The organism is Verrucomicrobiia bacterium (assembly GCA_036268055.1).
Lineage (GTDB): Bacteria > Verrucomicrobiota > Verrucomicrobiia > Limisphaerales > Pedosphaeraceae > DATAUW01.
In genome coordinates, this window is record DATAUW010000001.1 from 117,246 (window position 1) to 133,945 (window position 16,700).

Sequence of the window (16,700 nt, forward strand, 5' to 3'; positions counted from 1 at the left end):
TTTCTTCAGCGTGTGGCAGACGCCGCCGTGCCAACCAGACTCACAAATTCTGTCGGTAATCCTTCGCTTGAAACCGACGCCACCGCGCGCCCTTTCAAATGCAAACTGATTTGCGCGCGTCCATTATAAAGCTGCACCACGCGCGAACCCGTTGAAGTCCCCAAATCATCAATCAACTGGCCGTCTCCCACGAGCCCGAATCGCACTTCATTGATGGCGTCGAGACACGGCACGTTCGCCTGATCAAAGGCCCGTACTTCAATGGTCGCCACGCCGTTGGTGCGCCCAATCTCTTTCAACGTCAGTTTCGCCGGCTTGCTCCACATCGCCGTCTGATAACCTTGCGTCATTTCGTCCGCCACTTCCACGCCGTCGCGATGCCCCACCGCGCGCAATGTATTCATGCCCGCTTTGAACTTCACCATCCACCGCAGACCCGACGCCGGAAAATCTTCCTGGTTGCGGCGCTTCATTCCCAGGGAAACGCCGTTCACAAAAAGCTCGGCCTCGCGGCAATTTGAAAACACTTTCACTTCCCTGGCTTCGCCCGCCCTGCCCCAGCGCGTTTGCCACGTGTGGCCGAAGATGTGGATCATCGGTTTCTCCGTCCAGTAACTTTGGAAAATGTAATAGCTTTCCTTGGGCGTGCCATCGCGCTCGACGACGCCTTTCTGGTTCACTCGCGGCACCGGATTTTCCGGACGCAACGGCGTGGCGAAATCCTTGAAGATCCATTGAGCCGCGCCGGTGAGGTTCGTCATGCGCTCCTGCTCGCGCAAATGCCAGTCGAACAGATTCGCGATGTAACTCTCCGACCAGTCGCCGTCCTTCGCCGCGCGCGCCGAGCCGCCGCTGCGCTTGTAAGCCGTGCCTGTCTCCGCCGTTCCGCGATTCGTCGCCACGTCCTGCAAAAATTTCTCCGGCTCCTCCGAGAAACGCCGCGCATGGCTGTCGCCGCCCCACTCGGCGTGGAAAAAGTGCGGCACGCTTTTGATCGCGCGATCCAGTGTCGCGCGATACTCCGGGTATCTTCCCGAATACCAGCCCGCCCAAATGCTCGGCGAATAAACATCCGTCACGTCCGTGCAAAAATTGCAGTAACGAATCGTCGTCTTGCGCGAAGGATCGAGTTGATGCGCGAGCCCATTCAGTTCGATCATGAAATCGCGAACCGCATTTGTGTTGAACACTTCAAAATCTCCCGGCCAGCCATTCTCGTTGCCCAGCCCCCACAAAATCACCGCCGGATGATTATAATGCTGGTCAATCATCGCGCCCAGCATGTCGCGGCATTGCTGCTTATAACGATCTCCACCGAGGCCACCGCGGCACCACGGAATTTCTTCCCAAACTAGAATGCCCAGTTCATCACACTGTTCGAGCACGAGCTGCGATTGCTGATAATGACTGAGGCGGATAAAGTTCGCGCCCATGTCTTTGATCTGGCGAAAGGTCTGGCGCACGACATCGTCTGGGACCGCTCCACCCACGCCCGCGTGGTCTTCGTGATAATGCGTGCCGCGCAAAAGCAATCGCTGGCCGTTCAACTTGAACGGACCGTGATCGACCCACTCGTACGAACGCACACCAAAATGCTCCGTCACTTGCTGCGAGCCCCCGGCGTATTTCAACGTCGCGGTGCAGGTATAAAGCGCCGGTGATTTCGGCGACCAAAGTTGGGGCGCGGCGATTTCAAAGTTCGCCACGTCCTTCATCCCATCCCACGGCGCATCTTTTATCGCGAACATCTGGATCAATTTTCCCGCCGGATCGGTCACGCGAATAGTGACTTCGACCGGCTCCCGCGAACCCGTCGGATTATAAAAACGCGAAAGAACTTTTACCGATGCGTTGCCGTTCGCATTCAAAGTGGACTCGATATGCACGCGCTCCACCGAGATCGCCGGCGCATAAACCAAACTTACGTGGCGATACAGCCCGCCGTATTTGGTGAAATCGCTCAGGTCGGACGGGATGGATTCCGCGTCGCGCCCGTTATCGCACATCACCGAAATCGGCACCGTGCCTTTGTTGAAAGCATTGGTCAACGCCTGCGCCGCCAGGTCCGTGATGTCCACGTCCCATTGATCGTATCCGCCCACGTGTTCGCCCGCCTTCTGCAACCACACGAACACCTGTGCCTTTTGACCCGCGCCGTCAAAATGCAAAATCGTGCGCCCATGCGGAAACGGATTCGCCAGTTTCAACCGCGTGCGATACCATCCCTGCCCCTGATAATAATGCTCGTCGGGGTCCACCGCATCGAACGCATTGAAACAATGCGGCAAGATCACGCGCAACCACGCTACATTGTCGCTCGCCTTGTCGCCGCGCCAGATTTCCCACACGCTTCCGAGCGTGCCCTGATGATATTCCCAACCGGAATCAAGCCGCGTGGTGTTCGTATCCGCCGATGCCGTGCTGGCAAAAGCGAAGGTCAACATCAACGCCATCACGGCGTAATAACTATTAATAATACGCGTAAGAGCATCTGCAAAAGTTCGCATGTGTGAATAAGTGTTATCGTTTCGACTCAGGCCAAGGTTCAGCCTATGAACCTAGATTTTTCGGATAAAAGCAACACCCCTCTTTAGAGGGGTGCGCCAATCACGCAGTTATTTTGCCGTTGTCAATTCAACCACGCAAGCCTCGACCGCTTTCGAGCACGATGGAACGATGCCCTCGCGTATGAGCTGATCGCCCGTCAAAGTCTGCCCTTCCTGCGGCATGGCCGCGCGGCCCGGCGCGGGATTCAATTCCTTGACCAGATAATGCCTCGTAGGATCAAGTCCCTGCGGACGCACCGGCAGCGCTTCTCCGTCCTTTAACTGAAATACGAATACCGACGCGTGCGCCGCGCCAGGCGACACAAAATTCAATGCCCCGCGCACCGAGTCTTGCGGCGCTTCAAGCCGGTACAAATCGCCAAGTTGCGTATCGCGAATGCGTTTGTAGGCGCTGATGGCCCCCGCGCAAATCGCCTTGTCGGACGCTGATAATTTATTCAGATCCAGGTCCATCCCGAACCGCGCGCTCATCGCCACTGAGCACGCGAAGTGCATCGGCCGGTTTCCCCAATGCGTCACGTGACTCGCAATCGCCATCGGCGGAAAAAAGTACGAATAATTCCACTGCATGCCCACCCGCACAGTCGGGTCGGTATTATCGCTCGGCCAAAATTCATGAAAATAACGCAGCGCGCCGTAATCCACGCGCCCGCCGCCGCCCGAGCAAAGCATCAACTCCGTGTTCGGAAAAGTCGCCGCCGTTTTTTGCATCATCGCGTACAGCGCGTGCACATAATCAATCCACAAATGCGTCTGGCGATCCGGCGCGAGCCACGACGAACCCGGTTGCGTGAGGTAGCGATTGCAATCCCACTTCGCATAACTGATGTCCGGCACCGCAAGAATATTCGAGATGACATTCCACTCAAAGTCCTGCACCGCGGGCCGCGTGAGATCGAGCACCAGCTGGTTGCGCTGCAATTCGATCTCGCGCTTCGGCTGCACAATCGCCCAGTCGGGATGAGCCTCGTACAATTCACTTTTCGGATTCACCATTTCCGGCTCGATCCAAATTCCGAATCGCAAACCATCCTTCACCGCTTCGCTCGCGAGCGGCGCGAGCCCATCCGGCAACCGCTGGCGATTCGGCTGCCAATCGCCCAAACCCGCCGCATCATTTACGCGCGGATACTTGTTCCCAAACCAGCCGTCGTCCAAAAGAAAAAGTTCCACGCCCAACTCCTTCGCCGGCTTGAACAGTCCCGCGATACGTTGGAAATTAAAATCAAATCCCGTCGCCTCCCAGTTGTTCAACAGCACCGAACGCGTCTCGTGTCCGCCGCGCATGCCGAAGTCCCGCGCCCAGCGATGCAGCTTGCGGCTCATCCCACCGAGGCCATTGTCATTCCACGTCCAAATCATGACCGGCGTGGTAAATGTCTCGCCGGACGCAAGGTGATAGGTCGAATCGAAAGGATTCACCCCGCAAAGCACTCGCACACGCTGTCCGGTGTGATCAAACGCGCATTGAAAACTTCCCGACCATGCCAGCGAGCCCGCCACCACCCGTCCCGAATCTTCACGCGGCGGACCATCCAGCGACAGAATAAACGATGGATTGCCAAATTGATCGGCGCGCACGCCGGTTTTTGAATCGAGAATCTTCAAGCCGGGCGTGATCGCTTCGGTCACGGGATTCATCTCCTTCGCCCAGTCGCCGTAAAAATGCCGCAGATATAAATTATTCGTCGCGAACAACAGCGCGGACGACGCCATGCGTTCCAATTTAATTATACCCGCTTCCTTATTCTGTATCTCATTCCACTCCTCGATCACGTCCTCATTCGGATGAACGCGCAGACAAAGCGTGACGTTCAGCGGATAAGCCGGGTCCCGCATTTCTATGCGCGTGACCTTGCCCATTTCATCATTCGTTTGAGTCATGCCCTGATACAAAAGTGCCGTGGAAGTGTTGCCGTCCGCGTGAACTACCTGCAACGCCGGCTCCCAGATATAACCATCGCCCGCCTGCGGATAAAATTCATCGTCGCGATGGTCGCGGCCCTTGCCCGCGTCGTCACCCAACGGCTGCTGGTAAAGCCGCCCGTCATCACCCACTTCGAAATTCAATTTAAAATGCTCCGTGCCGACGGTGAATTTTTCACGTGCCGCAAGCGCCACTGGCGCGGCAGAATTCTCCGCCATGACGATTTGCGCATCGGCCCAGTCCGCGTGATCATAACTATTGCCGTCGCCGCCATCGCCAACGCGCAAAGTCAAAGTCTTCACGCCAGTAACATCCACCTCGACAATCGCCGGAGCCATGCCGCCCTTAAGTACGCCGCTTTTCCAAAGTGTTTTGCCATCGCCAATGATAAAAAATTCCACGCTCCCCTGCCCGCCCGTGTCGTCATCCACGCCGGCCTGCGCCGTAAACAGTTTGGCCTTGCCGCCAAGATTGACGCGAAAAATGCTCGGCGCATGTGTGCCGATGCCGTGCGCAAAATGTTTTCCCGCGATCATCAAAGGTTTGCCGCTGATGCTTTGGTCGGCCCTGGCTTCGCCCCAGCCGCTCGCGACCTGTTTGACATCGAGCGAGGAGAGCGAAACCGTTTCGGCGAAGAGCGAAGGCGCAACCAGGCAGAACGCGGCGACAAAGAGCCGGTGGGCAAAGGGAAATTTCATTGTGTAAAAATGCCGGATTCGAGATGCGAAAAACTTGCAATATTGTTCAGTGACGAAGATTGAACACACGCGCCGAAGTGGATTCAACTACAAACCACTAATCAGACAGAGCTGGCGCGCACGAACGAGTTACGGATTTTGTCCCAACTGAAAATTCAAAATACTGGTGCGCGTTTGATACTCATATTTCGCCCTCGCTTGCGCAATCTCAGCCTCCGTCTGGTTCAACTGCGCCTGGCTCAACTCCACGATGGAACTTGATCCCACCTTGTAACGCGCTTGTGCCAGTTCAAAAGATTCGTTGGCGCTTTCGAGCAGTTCTTCGGTGAGCGTCAGCCGTTGCGCGGCGTAATTCAAATTTAGCCCGGCGATGCGCACGTCGCGAATCACATTGTCCTCGGCATCGCGCAGTACCTCTTCGCTGGCGCGTTCGCGCAATTCCGCTTCGCGCTCGCGCGCCGAAAAAAGCATCCCGTCGAAAATCGGCACACTGACATTGACCCCGGCGGCGGCATAATTTGCGCGCAACGATTCGTCATGCAACGGAACCACGCCCGCGCTGCCGATTGCGCTGACGGTCGGATATTGCAAATCTTTCTCCGCGCGCGCGAAACGTCCCGCGGCGTCCTTTTGCAAGCGCAGTTGGATGATGTCTGGGCGATTTCGCAAGGCCGTTTGCACCAGTTCAGAATCAGCGGGCACGGTGTTCGTCGTAACGGGTTGGTCAACGAGCAGATAATTTTGCTGCACGCGTTCGCCAAGAACATTCGAGAGCGTGGCGAATGACGCCTGTAAATCGTTGCCCGCATTGGCGAGCAAAAGCTTGCTCGAAGCCAGGTCCACCTTGGCGAAACTCACGTCGAGGCCCGACTTGAGTTTGTTGCTCGCGAGTTCGCTGACTTGGTCGTAGGTAAGCTGGCGCGTGGACACGGTTTGTTTGGCCACCGTGAGAATGGATTGCGCCTGCAACGCCTCGAAATAGGCGGTGTTGACCGCCAGCAGAATTTCCGCGCGTGTGGCCAGCGCGTTTTGCTCTTGCGCGCGCGCTTGCAATTTGGAACTCGCCGTCAAATTGATGCTACGGCCAAAATCTGTGATGAGTTGACTGACGTTCACGCCGTCGGCTTCGCGCGTGAGGATCAGCGGATTATTCAAGCCACCGGCGGCGATGCGCGTATTGCTCGCCGTCGAATCCACGGCGGTCGCATTCGCCGTCGCCACAGGAAAATAGGCTGACTGAGCTTCACGCACGACTTGTTTCGCCGCGAGCGCGATCAGTTCCGCTTCGCTGATTCGCGGATGATGCTGGATCGCTGCCGCCTGCGCTTGCTGAAGCGTGAACGGCTTCATCTCTTCCGCGCGGGCGCCGCCGATCATCAATGCGACCACGGCCAGGAATGAAAAAAGTTTTTTCATATCGTGAAACATTTTTCGCTCAATGCCCTGCCTCGGGTTTGTCATCGCGATTACGGTACACAATCAAATAAGCCGCTGGAACAATGAACATCGTCAACACGACCGACACCGCCAGTCCGCCGATGATGGCGCGCGCCAGCGGAGCGTAAGCTTCCGAACCCGTCCCTAGTTTCGCCGCCATGGGAATCAACCCGATCAGCGTCGCCAGCGAAGTCATCAGCACTGGACGCAACCGCACGCGGCACGCTGTGGCTACCGCTTCACGCAACGGCATCCCATCCGCCCGCAGGCGATGAGTAAATTCCACGATGAGAATACTGTTGGAAACCACGATGCCCACCATCATCACCACGCCCATCAACGACATCACGTTCAGCGTCGTCCCCGTGAGCAGCATGATCAACAACGCGCCGGTGAGCCCGGTCGGAACCGCCAACAAAATCAGCGAAGGGTCAACGAACGATTTGAATTGCGCGACCAGAATTAAATAAACCAGCGCCACGGACAAAATCAATCCCAACCCAAACTTTTGAAAGGACGCATACATGCTCTCGACCTGCCCGCGCAAGTTGATGCGCACACCGGTCGGCAGATGAGTGTCCTTCATGATCTTATCAATCCCGCGCGTCACTATGCCCAGGTCTTCTCCCTTGGTCGAAACATACACGTCAATCACGCGGCCCAGTTGGTAATGGTCCACTTCGGTCGGCGAATCAATCTGATGAATCTTCACCACCGAATCGAGCCGCGTGGCGTCTTTGAATTTCGGCCCGCGAATCGGAATGGCGCGCAGGCCTTCCAAATCCTTCACCTCGTTCTCGGGAAATTGCACCGTGAGCATGTATTCATTGCCGCTGCGCGGGTCCACCCAAAAGCTCGGCGCGATCATGCCGTCGGAATTCACCGCCGTGACCACATTGTCCATCACTTCTTTCGACGACAAGCCCAGTTCACCCGCGCGATAACGATCCACGTCGAGTTGCAGCGCAGGATAATCCAGGTCCTGCGGAATCAAGACATCGCTTACGCCCGGCAATTTTTTGACCTCCGCCGCGATTTCCTGCGCGGTCTTGTAAGAGTCGGCGAGCTTCGAGCCGCGGACTTGAATATCAATCGGCGCGGGCAAGCCCAGGTTCAACACCGCATCCACCAAACCACCTGACTGAAAATACGTGCTGAGTTCCGGCACTTCCACATTCAACTTTTTGCGCACGCGTTCCATGTATTCATAGCTGCCGACGCGATGGCCTTCCTTGAGGCTCGTTTGCACGAAGGCGGTGTGCTGTCCCGAGTTTGGCGTGTAGATCGCGGAGAAATCCGGCGTGATGCCGATGTTCGCAACGACCACATCCAGGTCATTCGTGTTCACCACTTCGCGCACGACTTTCTCCACTTTCTCGACCAGTTGCTTTGTTACTTCGAGCCGCGTGCCGGTGGGCGCTTTTAGATTAACGACGAATTGGCCGGGGTCAGTCCGCGGAAAATAGGAAAGCCCCATCCACGGCATCAGCGCGAGGCTGAGAACAAAAATTCCCGTGATGCCAACCACCGTCGCCACGGGCCGCAACAACGACCGGTTCAACACGCGCCCATAATCATCCAGCATGCGGTTGAATTTATCGTTGAACCACGCGTTGAAACGTCCGCCCCACGAGCGTGGTTTTTCGGACGTGGCGCCGTGACCGGCGTGGCCCTTGATGTACCTCGCGCAAAAAAGTGGCACGACCGTCATCGCCACGAAATACGACGCAAACAAGGACAACACCACCGCAAGCGCAAGCGCGCTGAAAAGATAACGGCTCGCGCCATAGAGAAATGTGACCGGAAAGAAAACGACGACCGTCGTGAGCGTCGCCGCAAGCACGGGCAATGCGACTTCCTCGCCGCCCTTCTCGGCCGCGACGGCCGGCGTCTCGCCATGTTCGAGATGCCGGAAAATATTTTCGAGCACGACCACCGAATTATCAATCAAGCGCGAGAATGCCAGGGCGAGTCCGCCTAGCACCATCGAGTTCACCGTATTCCCGCCCATGTAAAGCGCGATGAACGCCGCCAGTGCCGAAAGCGGAATGGAAAGGAAAACGGCCACCGTCGCGCGCATGCTTCCCAGAAAAACCAGAATCATCAATCCCGTCAGCACCAATCCGATCGCGCCTTCATGCAGCAAATTTTCAATCGCCGTCTTCACGAACACGGATTGATCGAACACCACTTTCGTGACCAATCCCTTTGGCAGATCCACGAGATGCGCGATGGCGTCCTTGATGCCGTTGACCACGGAGATGGTGTTGGCATCGCCGCCCTGCTTCATGATCGGAAGATAAACCGAATCCTGCCCGTCCACGCGCACGACATTGTATTGAATCCACGAAGCGTCCACCGCATGGCCGACGTCGCCCACCATCACCGCGGCGTTGCCGACAGTTTTCAACGGCACATGATTGAGCGCGTCCATGTCCGGCACCTGGCTGTTGGAATACAGATTGTAATCGCGCGTGCCGATGCGCACGTCGCCCGCCGGCAGGATCAAATTGGAATCATTCACCGCGCGCACGATGTCCATCACGCTCAGTTGATGCGCCTCAAGTTTCAGCGGGTCCACATACACCATGATTTGCCGGTAGCGACCACCGAACGGCTGCGGCACCGACGAGCCGGGCACGCTGGCGATTTGATTGCGCACGGTGTATTGGCCAGTGTCGCGAAGTTGCGCCTCGGTCATGCCTTCGCCTTTCAATGTGATCAGGCAAACCGGCAAACTCGAAGCGTCGAACTTCAACACCACCGGCGGCAAAGTCCCCGGCGGCAAACGGCGCAAGTCGGCGGCGGCAAGATTCGCGATGGTGGTGGCCGCCGCATCGGCGTCCGTGCCGGGTTGAAAATAAACCTTGATCAAACTCACGCCCGGCAGCGAGCGCGACTCGATATGATTGATGCCGCTGCCCAAAGTGAAGAACCGCTCGAATGGCCCGGTGATGTCGGTTTCAATTTGTTCCGGCGGCATGCCGGAATAAAATGTCGCCACCACCACCACGGGAATTTTCACCGCCGGAAACAAATCCACCGGCATGCGCACGAGGCTCGTGATTCCAATGACGCAGGTGATCAGGCAAATGACGATGATGAAATAAGGATAGCGAAGGGCAAATTTTGTCATGATGGTTCCGGTAAGATTCCCTATTGCACCGCGCCCAACTCCACCACCTTCGGCTGCACTTTCTGGCCCACTTTGATTTGGCCGCGGCTGCCAATCATCACGAGTTGATTTTCATTGAGGCCCGCGACGACCTCAATTTTATTCGCGGTTTCCAAGCCGAGCGTGACCGGGCGTTCCTCCACTTGATTGTCGCCGTCCAGAACGAACACCGTCGGCGCTTTCCGATTGGCGATGGCGCCAATCGGCACAGCCAGCACGTTCTCGCGGCGATCGAGCGTAAGATTCGCCGTGGCATAAATTCCCGGCGTCAACGAAAGGTCGGCGTTGGTCACATCCACTTCCGCCTCCATCGTGCGCGTCTCGGAATTCACCTTGCGGGTGAAACGCGAAATTTTTCCGGAAATATCCTTGCCCAGCGCCGGCAGATGAATTTCCACTGGATCACCAACCCTGATCTTCTCCACGTAGGAAACCGAAACCGGAAAATCCAAACGCAGCCGGTCGTTTTGCGAGAGGCGCACCAGCGGCATCGCCGTCGCGCTCGGAGTAACACCACCCTGCACCAGCGCGCCTTCGTCCGCATAGCGTTTGGTGATGACACCCGCAAATGGCGCAGTGATTTTGCAATAATCCAATCTCGCATTGAGCTTGTCCACCTCGGCTTTGGCGACGGCCACTTCCTCCTTGGCGGCGGCAAGCGTGGCGTCCGCGGCGCTGTCGCGTTCCAACGCGGTATCCAAATCCTGTTGAGCCACGAGATTGGGATGAGATTTGTTCACCTCGCCCAAACGCGTGTAAGCAAGATGCGCATCATCGTAAGCAGCAGAAGCGCTTTTGATTTGTTTTTCCGCGCGCGTCTGTTGCGCCTGGGCGTGTTCGATGTCTTCTTTAAGCTCGGGAATTTCCAGCGTCGCCAGCAGTTGGCCTTGCTTGACCACGTCGCCGATATCCACGTTGATGCTTTGCACAAAGCCCGCGACCTTCGCGTGCAAATCAATTTCCTGGTACGGCCTGAACTCCGCCTCGAACGATTCAGCCTGCGACAAATTTTCGCGCGCCACTCGCGCAACGGCGACACTGACCGGCGCAGCCGATTGGCTGGTCCGAGTATAGGAGTGGCGCGAAGTCAGCAGCAGCAGACACGCAACGGCAATCACCAGAATGGTAATGATCCTCCAGTTGAAAAGACGGGACATCTTCGGTGGTGGCGCGTCCTCGTCCACGAACGGTTCGCTTGGCGGGACGGGATTTGACTGTGGTTCTTTGTTCGATTCCATATATAGACCCTATCCATTCGACCAAGCGGACATTAGGGGTTGATGAAGCGAACATTAAAATTGATTCAGAATCGGGATTTGTCCAATGATTTTGGCGTTTTAAAGGGCAAACCGCCCTTGCGAAAGGCGTATTGGTTCCACACTGAAGAAGACGGCGAAAGCCTTATGCTTCAAACAACGCCTGCGCGTACTGTTTGGCATCAAACGGTTGCAAGTCGTCCGCCTGTTCGCCAAGGCCAATGAATTTAATCGGCAAGCCCAGTTCCTTTTGAATCGCCACCACCATGCCGCCTTTGCTCGTGCCGTCGAGCTTCGTCACCACCAATCCGGTCAGCGGCACCGTCTTGTGAAATTCGCGCGCCTGCGTCAGCGCATTCATGCCGGTCGTGGCATCGAGCACCAAAAGAACCTCGTGCGGCGCACCGGGAAGTTGCTTCGCCATGACGCGATGCAACTTCTGTAACTCCTGCATCAAATTGTGCTTCGTATGCAAACGTCCCGCGGTGTCCACGAACAAATAATTCGCGTGCCGCGCCGTCGCGGCGGTGATGGCGTCATGCGCGACCGAAGCGGGATCGGCTTTGTCCGCGCCCGCGACGACTGGCACTTTCAACCGCTGCCCCCACAATTTTAATTGCTCAATCGCCGCCGCGCGAAACGTATCGCACGCCGCGAGCACCGCCGTTTCGCCGCGCAGTTGAATCATGTGCGCCATCTTCGCCGAGGTGGTCGTCTTGCCCGTGCCGTTCACGCCGACGACCGATACGACCGTCAACCCGGGAGCGCGATGCAACGCTGCGTTACTGGAGGAAAGACTTTTTTCCACTTCGCTGCTCGCAATCGCAAAGACATCCATGCCCGCGTCGCCCTGAGTTTCGTAAGCCTTCTTCACGGCGGCGACAATTTGATTCGTCATCGCCATGCCGAGATCCGCGGCGATCAATGCCGCTTCAAGTTCTTCAATGCCGCCCGACGTCAGCCTCGGCGAACGCGTGACGATGCGTTTGATTTCATGTGTGAGCTTGGCTTGCGTTTTTTGCAGGCCCGCCTTGAATTTTTCGAAGAAGCCCATGTTATTGCGAACCGCGCGCGGCGGCGGACGCAGCCAATTTCGCCCGCTGCTCAGCCGCTTTTTCTTTCAATTTAACGACGTGCTGATACGGCAGTTTGATCGAACCGATAAGCGGACGTCCCTTATTCATGCCGTGGCAATCCGAGCCGCCGGTCACGAGCAAATGATATTTATCGGCCATCTGCAAATAATGATTCGCCGTCGCGGAAGAATGCCGGGAGTGAAAACATTCGATGCCGTCCAACCCGCTCGCCACCATATCGGGAATAATTTCGTCGGACCGATTCAGCCCCGGATGCGCCATCACTGCCACGCCGCCCGCCTGATGCACCAGCGCAATCGCATCCGTCGCGGACATCTTCACTTTCGGAACCCACGCGGGGCGATTCATTTTCAAAAAACGATCAAAGGCTTCGTCAAGGTTCGCGCAAAAACCGGCCTGCACTAAAGCGCGCGCGACATGCGGACGCCCGGGCGATCGGCAATTCGCGATCTTAAATACCGCTTCAGCCTGCAACGGGACATTTAATTGGTTCAACCGCTCGACCATTTCGCGAATGCGATTTTGCCGCACGAGTTGAAACCGATTTATTTCGGTCAGCAATTTTTGATTGTCGAGATCAAGGCAATAACCCAGCAGGTGCAGTTCGATGCCATTGGTTTCGGCGGTCAATTCCGTTCCCGGAATAAATTCGATGCCCTGCGACTCGCAAGCCACGGTCATGCGCGCGCAACCTTCGACGGTGTCATGGTCGGTCAAGGCCATCGCCGCAAGTTCATAGCGTTTGCCTTCGGCGGCCAATTCCTCCGGCGTGTAAGTGCCGTCGGAAAAATTCGTGTGCAAATGAAGATCAGCGAACATCTAAAATTTTGGTTTGCGGCTGGCGATGGAACATTGGGCGCGGCTCATTTGACGATGCGCGCCGGACGCATGAGGCCTTCCTTCACCTTGTCGAGGATGCCATTGACGAATTTGCCGCTGTCCTGCGTGGAAAATTTTTTGGCGATGTCCACCGCTTCGTTGATGCTCACCACCGGCGGGATGTCGTCACGATGCAGCATTTCAAAAATCGCCAGCCGCAAAATATTCCGGTCCACCGCCGCGATGCGGTGCAAATCCCAATTCTGCGCGTGCTTCTTGATGAGTTCATCGGACTCACTGCGATGCTCCAATGTGCCGCGAATCAGCGGATCGGCGAACAACCGCACCGCCGCCTCTTCGACCGTGGGCGCGGGCAGTTCAACTTTTTCACCCCAAGTGGCGTCAGCCTTGTCCTCCGCGATTGCCGCGGTGCGCTGCGAGTTCCAGAAATGGTCCAGCGCGTCATCCAGCTTTTCGGCTGGATTCAAATCGTACTGAAATAAAAATTGCACGGCGCGTTCGCGCGCCTCACGTCGCTTGCCCATAAATCCAATGATGACGGAGAAAGTCCGTTTGGGAAAAGGAAATTTTCAAGCCGCAGCCGTTGCCGCGCTGAACATCGTTTAAATCAATGACGCGCCGAACTTTTTTCGATTAACGGCTTCCACGCTTCGCGCAGTAACGTCACGACGGTGAACCTACACCAGACCACCACGTTTCGCCAGTGACCGGTTCGCGGGCTATTGCGCTCCGTTCGTCGTGATGAACTCCAACAGGTCGGCCATGTCCTGCTGGCTCAATCCCGCCTGAAGGCCGGACGGCATGCCGGAAAGTCCCAGGCTGTTTTGAACCATATTATTCGCGCGCCCAACCGTGCGCTCGACGCCGTTCGGATCTATCAACGTCGTGCTGCGCGTATCTTCGCGGGCAATAAAACCCATGACCGCCTGGCGATCACTCGTCTCGATGACAACTTCAGGATGCGCTGGATTAGCCTCGCGGTTCGGATCAAGTGTCTTTATCAGCAACACTTCCTTGCTCAAGTGCGATGCCGCATCAAGACTGACGCCAATGAGTTTTCCCTGTCCCGCAAGTTGATGGCACGCCGCGCAACGCGCCTCATAAATTCTCCGCCCGCGTTCGGCGCTGCCCGGCAATCGCAACGCCGTCTGATATTCATTCACCACTGCCGCGCGTGAAGCCGTCGGTTCTTTGCCGTACACCGCGACCGTTGACTCGTGAACCGGCTTGTCATCGTAATCGAACAAAAATCGTATCTGCAGCGGCGTTAGTTCCGTTGTGGGAATATAACCTGCCTGAAGTGAAGAAACCAATGCCGTCATGTGAGTGTAGCGCGAAAGATAATACATCATGACCTCGCTGCGCACTTGCGGTCGTAAGCTCGGCCATTCATTCACCAACCCGCCACTCAGGCGCGCGTCCACATTGGTGACCGAGCACAACAAACGCAACGCCGCTATCCGCGCCGAGTCCGCCGTGTTCATATCGAGCACGAGATTTTCCGCGCGAATATAAAGCGCGGTGAACACGCCACCGGCATCGGCAGTAGTCAAAGATTCGTTCGCGCGTTGCAATGAATTTTCGAGCGCCAGCGCGAGCGTGAAGGCCACTTGCGGTTCAGGAACATTTCGCAGGCTGTTCAAGACCTGGTTCACTTCCGCGCGGCGATTTTCCTGGCCAACAATCCCCAGCACCGACTTCAAAAATTCCTGGCCGTTCGGGTCGTTGCGAAAATTCGCATCAGATACCAGCACGCTAAACATCTCCGCCGCGCCCTCATTCAGCCCGCTCAACACCGCCGCTTGCAGCCAGCGGCTTTTCACATCAGTGCGGATGATTTGCGCGAGCGTTTGCACGCGTTCGGTCTGGTGGATTTGGGCAAGAAACAAAGCAAATTGATAACGCACGCGCGGCGACGGATCGGCGGCGAGCGGCGCAAGCTGGTCCCACAATTTCTCAGGGATCAATCCGCTGGGCGCGATGAATCTCGCGGCGGTCAACACCCCTTGTTCGCGCACGCCTTCGTACGGATCACTGAGTGCCTTGGCGGTGTGCGGCTCCATCAATGCCTTGCCCGCGCGGCCATCGGCAGTGACTTGCAAGCCGTCCAGAGCCCGTAACGCATGCATTCGCGCCAGCGGCGGCACGGTCATGTCGAAGAGCAACCGAATCAGTGGAACAATCGCCGTGCGATCCTGCCGTTCAAACAACAATCGCGCGGCGGTATCGCGCTGCCAGCCGTTTGGATGCCGCAGGTTCAGTACGAGCAAATCTGTCGTGGCCTTCCCAAGTTGTGGTGCTCGCGGTTGTTTGAAGTTGAGCGGCACGATGCGATAGATGCGGCCCGGCGCGGGCCCACCGGCGGCGAGAGAATTGGTTTTTCCAGCTTTGCCAGCGGACAATTTTGCGCGAGCGGTCCCGGCGACGTAAAGCGTCCCGTCCGGCGCATTCGCGATGCACCGCAGTTGAAACGATTCATCTTTGACGGCGAAAAATTCCCGATCCAGTTCGGTGTCAGGCCGCGACGCCATCCATCCGACTCCGTCGGATTTGAGTTTATCGCGATGAATGACATTGCCGCCCGTATCAATCTCGAAAGCATCTCCTGAGAAGTCCGGCGGAAACGCGCTGCCCCGATAAATGACCAGGCTGGTCGCCGCCGAAAAGCGCATGGCCGTCGCGCCATCGGGATAAAACGCCACCAAATTTTTTCGGTCGGGCGGATAAATGAAACTGTCGGGACCGGTCCCCGCCAGGTTTTCGACCGGCGGCGGCATTTCAAACCACGGATTACGCGCGGCATTGGCCGGATACATCACGGCCTGCAAATGCTTTCCCGGACTGCTGACGAACGTATGCCCGGTATTGTCGAACGCCATGCCCGACGGATCGGAACCGCTCTCGGACGTGAGCACAAACGAGCGCGGATCGAAGGCGAAATTTCCATTGCTCAAAATAATGGATTGGATTGGCGAACTGCTCGAGATCACATCGCCGCCCGTTCCCGCTGTCGCGGCGTGGATGCGGTTGTCCAATCCCCACGCCAAACCGGTGATCGTCACATCGCCGCTCGTCCCGTTGGTGGTCTCGCCAAAACTCTTGAACACCTCGCGGCGCACGTCGGCCACGCCATCGCTCGTCGTGTCTTTCAAATATAAAATTTGCCCGCCCGCCCCCACGAATACGCCACCGCCATAACAAAGGATGCTGGTTGGATTGTACACGTTGGTCGCGTAGAGCGTGTTCGTGTGATAGACGCCGTTGGTGTCCGCGCCCGATAAAAGACGGATGCGCCCCAGCGAACCTTCACTCGCCTTGCCGGCTTCAAGCACGAACAAGCGGTCGTTCTCGTCAAAAGTCATCGCCACCGGTTCACTCACCAGCGATTCACCGGCAACGAGTTCAAGACGAAACCCGCGCTCAACATAAAATGCCTTCGCAATTTCCAACTGTCCGGGAGAAATAACCGCTGTTCGGCGGACAGCATTCGTGGAAGCGACAGTGGTGTTGGTAGCGATGCGAGAAGAATTAGTAAGCGTGGCCGTATTAGTTTGCGCGACCGCAAAAAAGCAGGCGATGAACCAAATTACTGCGCACAGGCCGGGCTTCATTATTGATAACATCATACAAAAACTGCCGTTGGCAAAGCCGGAAAATCCCCATGAATCCGAAAGCCCCTCCAAATAATTTTATAAATAGCCGC

Annotated in this window: 9 protein-coding genes; all 9 read right to left on the minus strand. The window is 56.7% G+C overall.

The window, feature by feature from the left end; translation table 11 throughout:
* Positions 1–5: 5 nt before the first annotated feature.
* Entirely contained in the window at positions 6–2,507 is a 2,502-nt protein-coding gene (locus VH413_00495; protein HEX3797148.1) for a glycoside hydrolase family 2 TIM barrel-domain containing protein, read from the minus strand.
* A 108-nt stretch (positions 2,508–2,615) separates the two neighbouring features.
* A complete protein-coding gene (locus VH413_00500) occupies positions 2,616–5,192 on the minus strand; it encodes an alpha-galactosidase (GenBank protein HEX3797149.1) in 2,577 nt (858 codons plus the stop codon).
* Between the two features lie 129 nt (positions 5,193–5,321).
* Complete coding sequence (locus VH413_00505; GenBank protein ID HEX3797150.1) at positions 5,322–6,608, minus strand: TolC family protein; 1,287 nt, start codon at positions 6,606–6,608, stop codon at positions 5,322–5,324.
* Positions 6,609–6,627: 19 nt separating this feature from the next.
* The gene (locus VH413_00510) at positions 6,628–9,765 is read right to left on the minus strand and encodes an efflux RND transporter permease subunit (protein ID HEX3797151.1); all 3,138 of its coding nucleotides are present in this window, start codon (positions 9,763–9,765) and stop codon (positions 6,628–6,630) included.
* Positions 9,766–9,785: 20 nt separating this feature from the next.
* The gene (locus VH413_00515) at positions 9,786–11,042 is read right to left on the minus strand and encodes an efflux RND transporter periplasmic adaptor subunit (protein HEX3797152.1); all 1,257 of its coding nucleotides are present in this window, start codon (positions 11,040–11,042) and stop codon (positions 9,786–9,788) included.
* A 163-nt stretch (positions 11,043–11,205) separates the two neighbouring features.
* Positions 11,206–12,114, minus strand: coding sequence for a signal recognition particle-docking protein FtsY (ftsY, locus tag VH413_00520; protein ID HEX3797153.1), 909 nt, complete (start codon positions 12,112–12,114; stop codon positions 11,206–11,208).
* Position 12,115: 1 nt separating this feature from the next.
* Positions 12,116–12,976 (minus strand): PHP domain-containing protein, encoded by an 861-nt coding sequence (locus tag VH413_00525; GenBank protein ID HEX3797154.1) that lies wholly within the window; start codon positions 12,974–12,976, stop codon positions 12,116–12,118.
* Positions 12,977–13,020: 44 nt separating this feature from the next.
* A complete protein-coding gene (gene nusB / locus VH413_00530; GenBank protein ID HEX3797155.1) occupies positions 13,021–13,521 on the minus strand; it encodes a transcription antitermination factor NusB in 501 nt (166 codons plus the stop codon).
* 195 nt (positions 13,522–13,716) lie between these two features.
* The gene (locus VH413_00535) at positions 13,717–16,623 is read right to left on the minus strand and encodes a PVC-type heme-binding CxxCH protein (protein HEX3797156.1); all 2,907 of its coding nucleotides are present in this window, start codon (positions 16,621–16,623) and stop codon (positions 13,717–13,719) included.
* Between the last annotated feature and the right edge of the window lie 77 nt (positions 16,624–16,700).

Excerpts from the sequence above, each read along its gene's own strand:
- VH413_00495 (HEX3797148.1), bottom strand. The coding sequence starts at position 2,507 with ATGCGAACTTTTGCAGATGCTCTTACGCGTATTATTAATAGTTATTAC.
- VH413_00500 (HEX3797149.1), bottom strand. The coding sequence starts at position 5,192 with ATGAAATTTCCCTTTGCCCACCGGCTCTTTGTCGCCGCGTTCTGCCTG.
- VH413_00505 (HEX3797150.1), bottom strand. The coding sequence starts at position 6,608 with ATGAAAAAACTTTTTTCATTCCTGGCCGTGGTCGCATTGATGATCGGC.
- VH413_00510 (HEX3797151.1), bottom strand. The coding sequence starts at position 9,765 with ATGACAAAATTTGCCCTTCGCTATCCTTATTTCATCATCGTCATTTGC.
- VH413_00515 (HEX3797152.1), bottom strand. The coding sequence starts at position 11,042 with ATGGAATCGAACAAAGAACCACAGTCAAATCCCGTCCCGCCAAGCGAA.
- ftsY (HEX3797153.1), bottom strand. The coding sequence starts at position 12,114 with ATGGGCTTCTTCGAAAAATTCAAGGCGGGCCTGCAAAAAACGCAAGCC.
- VH413_00525 (HEX3797154.1), bottom strand. The coding sequence starts at position 12,976 with ATGTTCGCTGATCTTCATTTGCACACGAATTTTTCCGACGGCACTTAC.
- nusB (HEX3797155.1), bottom strand. The coding sequence starts at position 13,521 with ATGGGCAAGCGACGTGAGGCGCGCGAACGCGCCGTGCAATTTTTATTT.
- VH413_00535 (HEX3797156.1), bottom strand. The coding sequence starts at position 16,623 with ATGATGTTATCAATAATGAAGCCCGGCCTGTGCGCAGTAATTTGGTTC.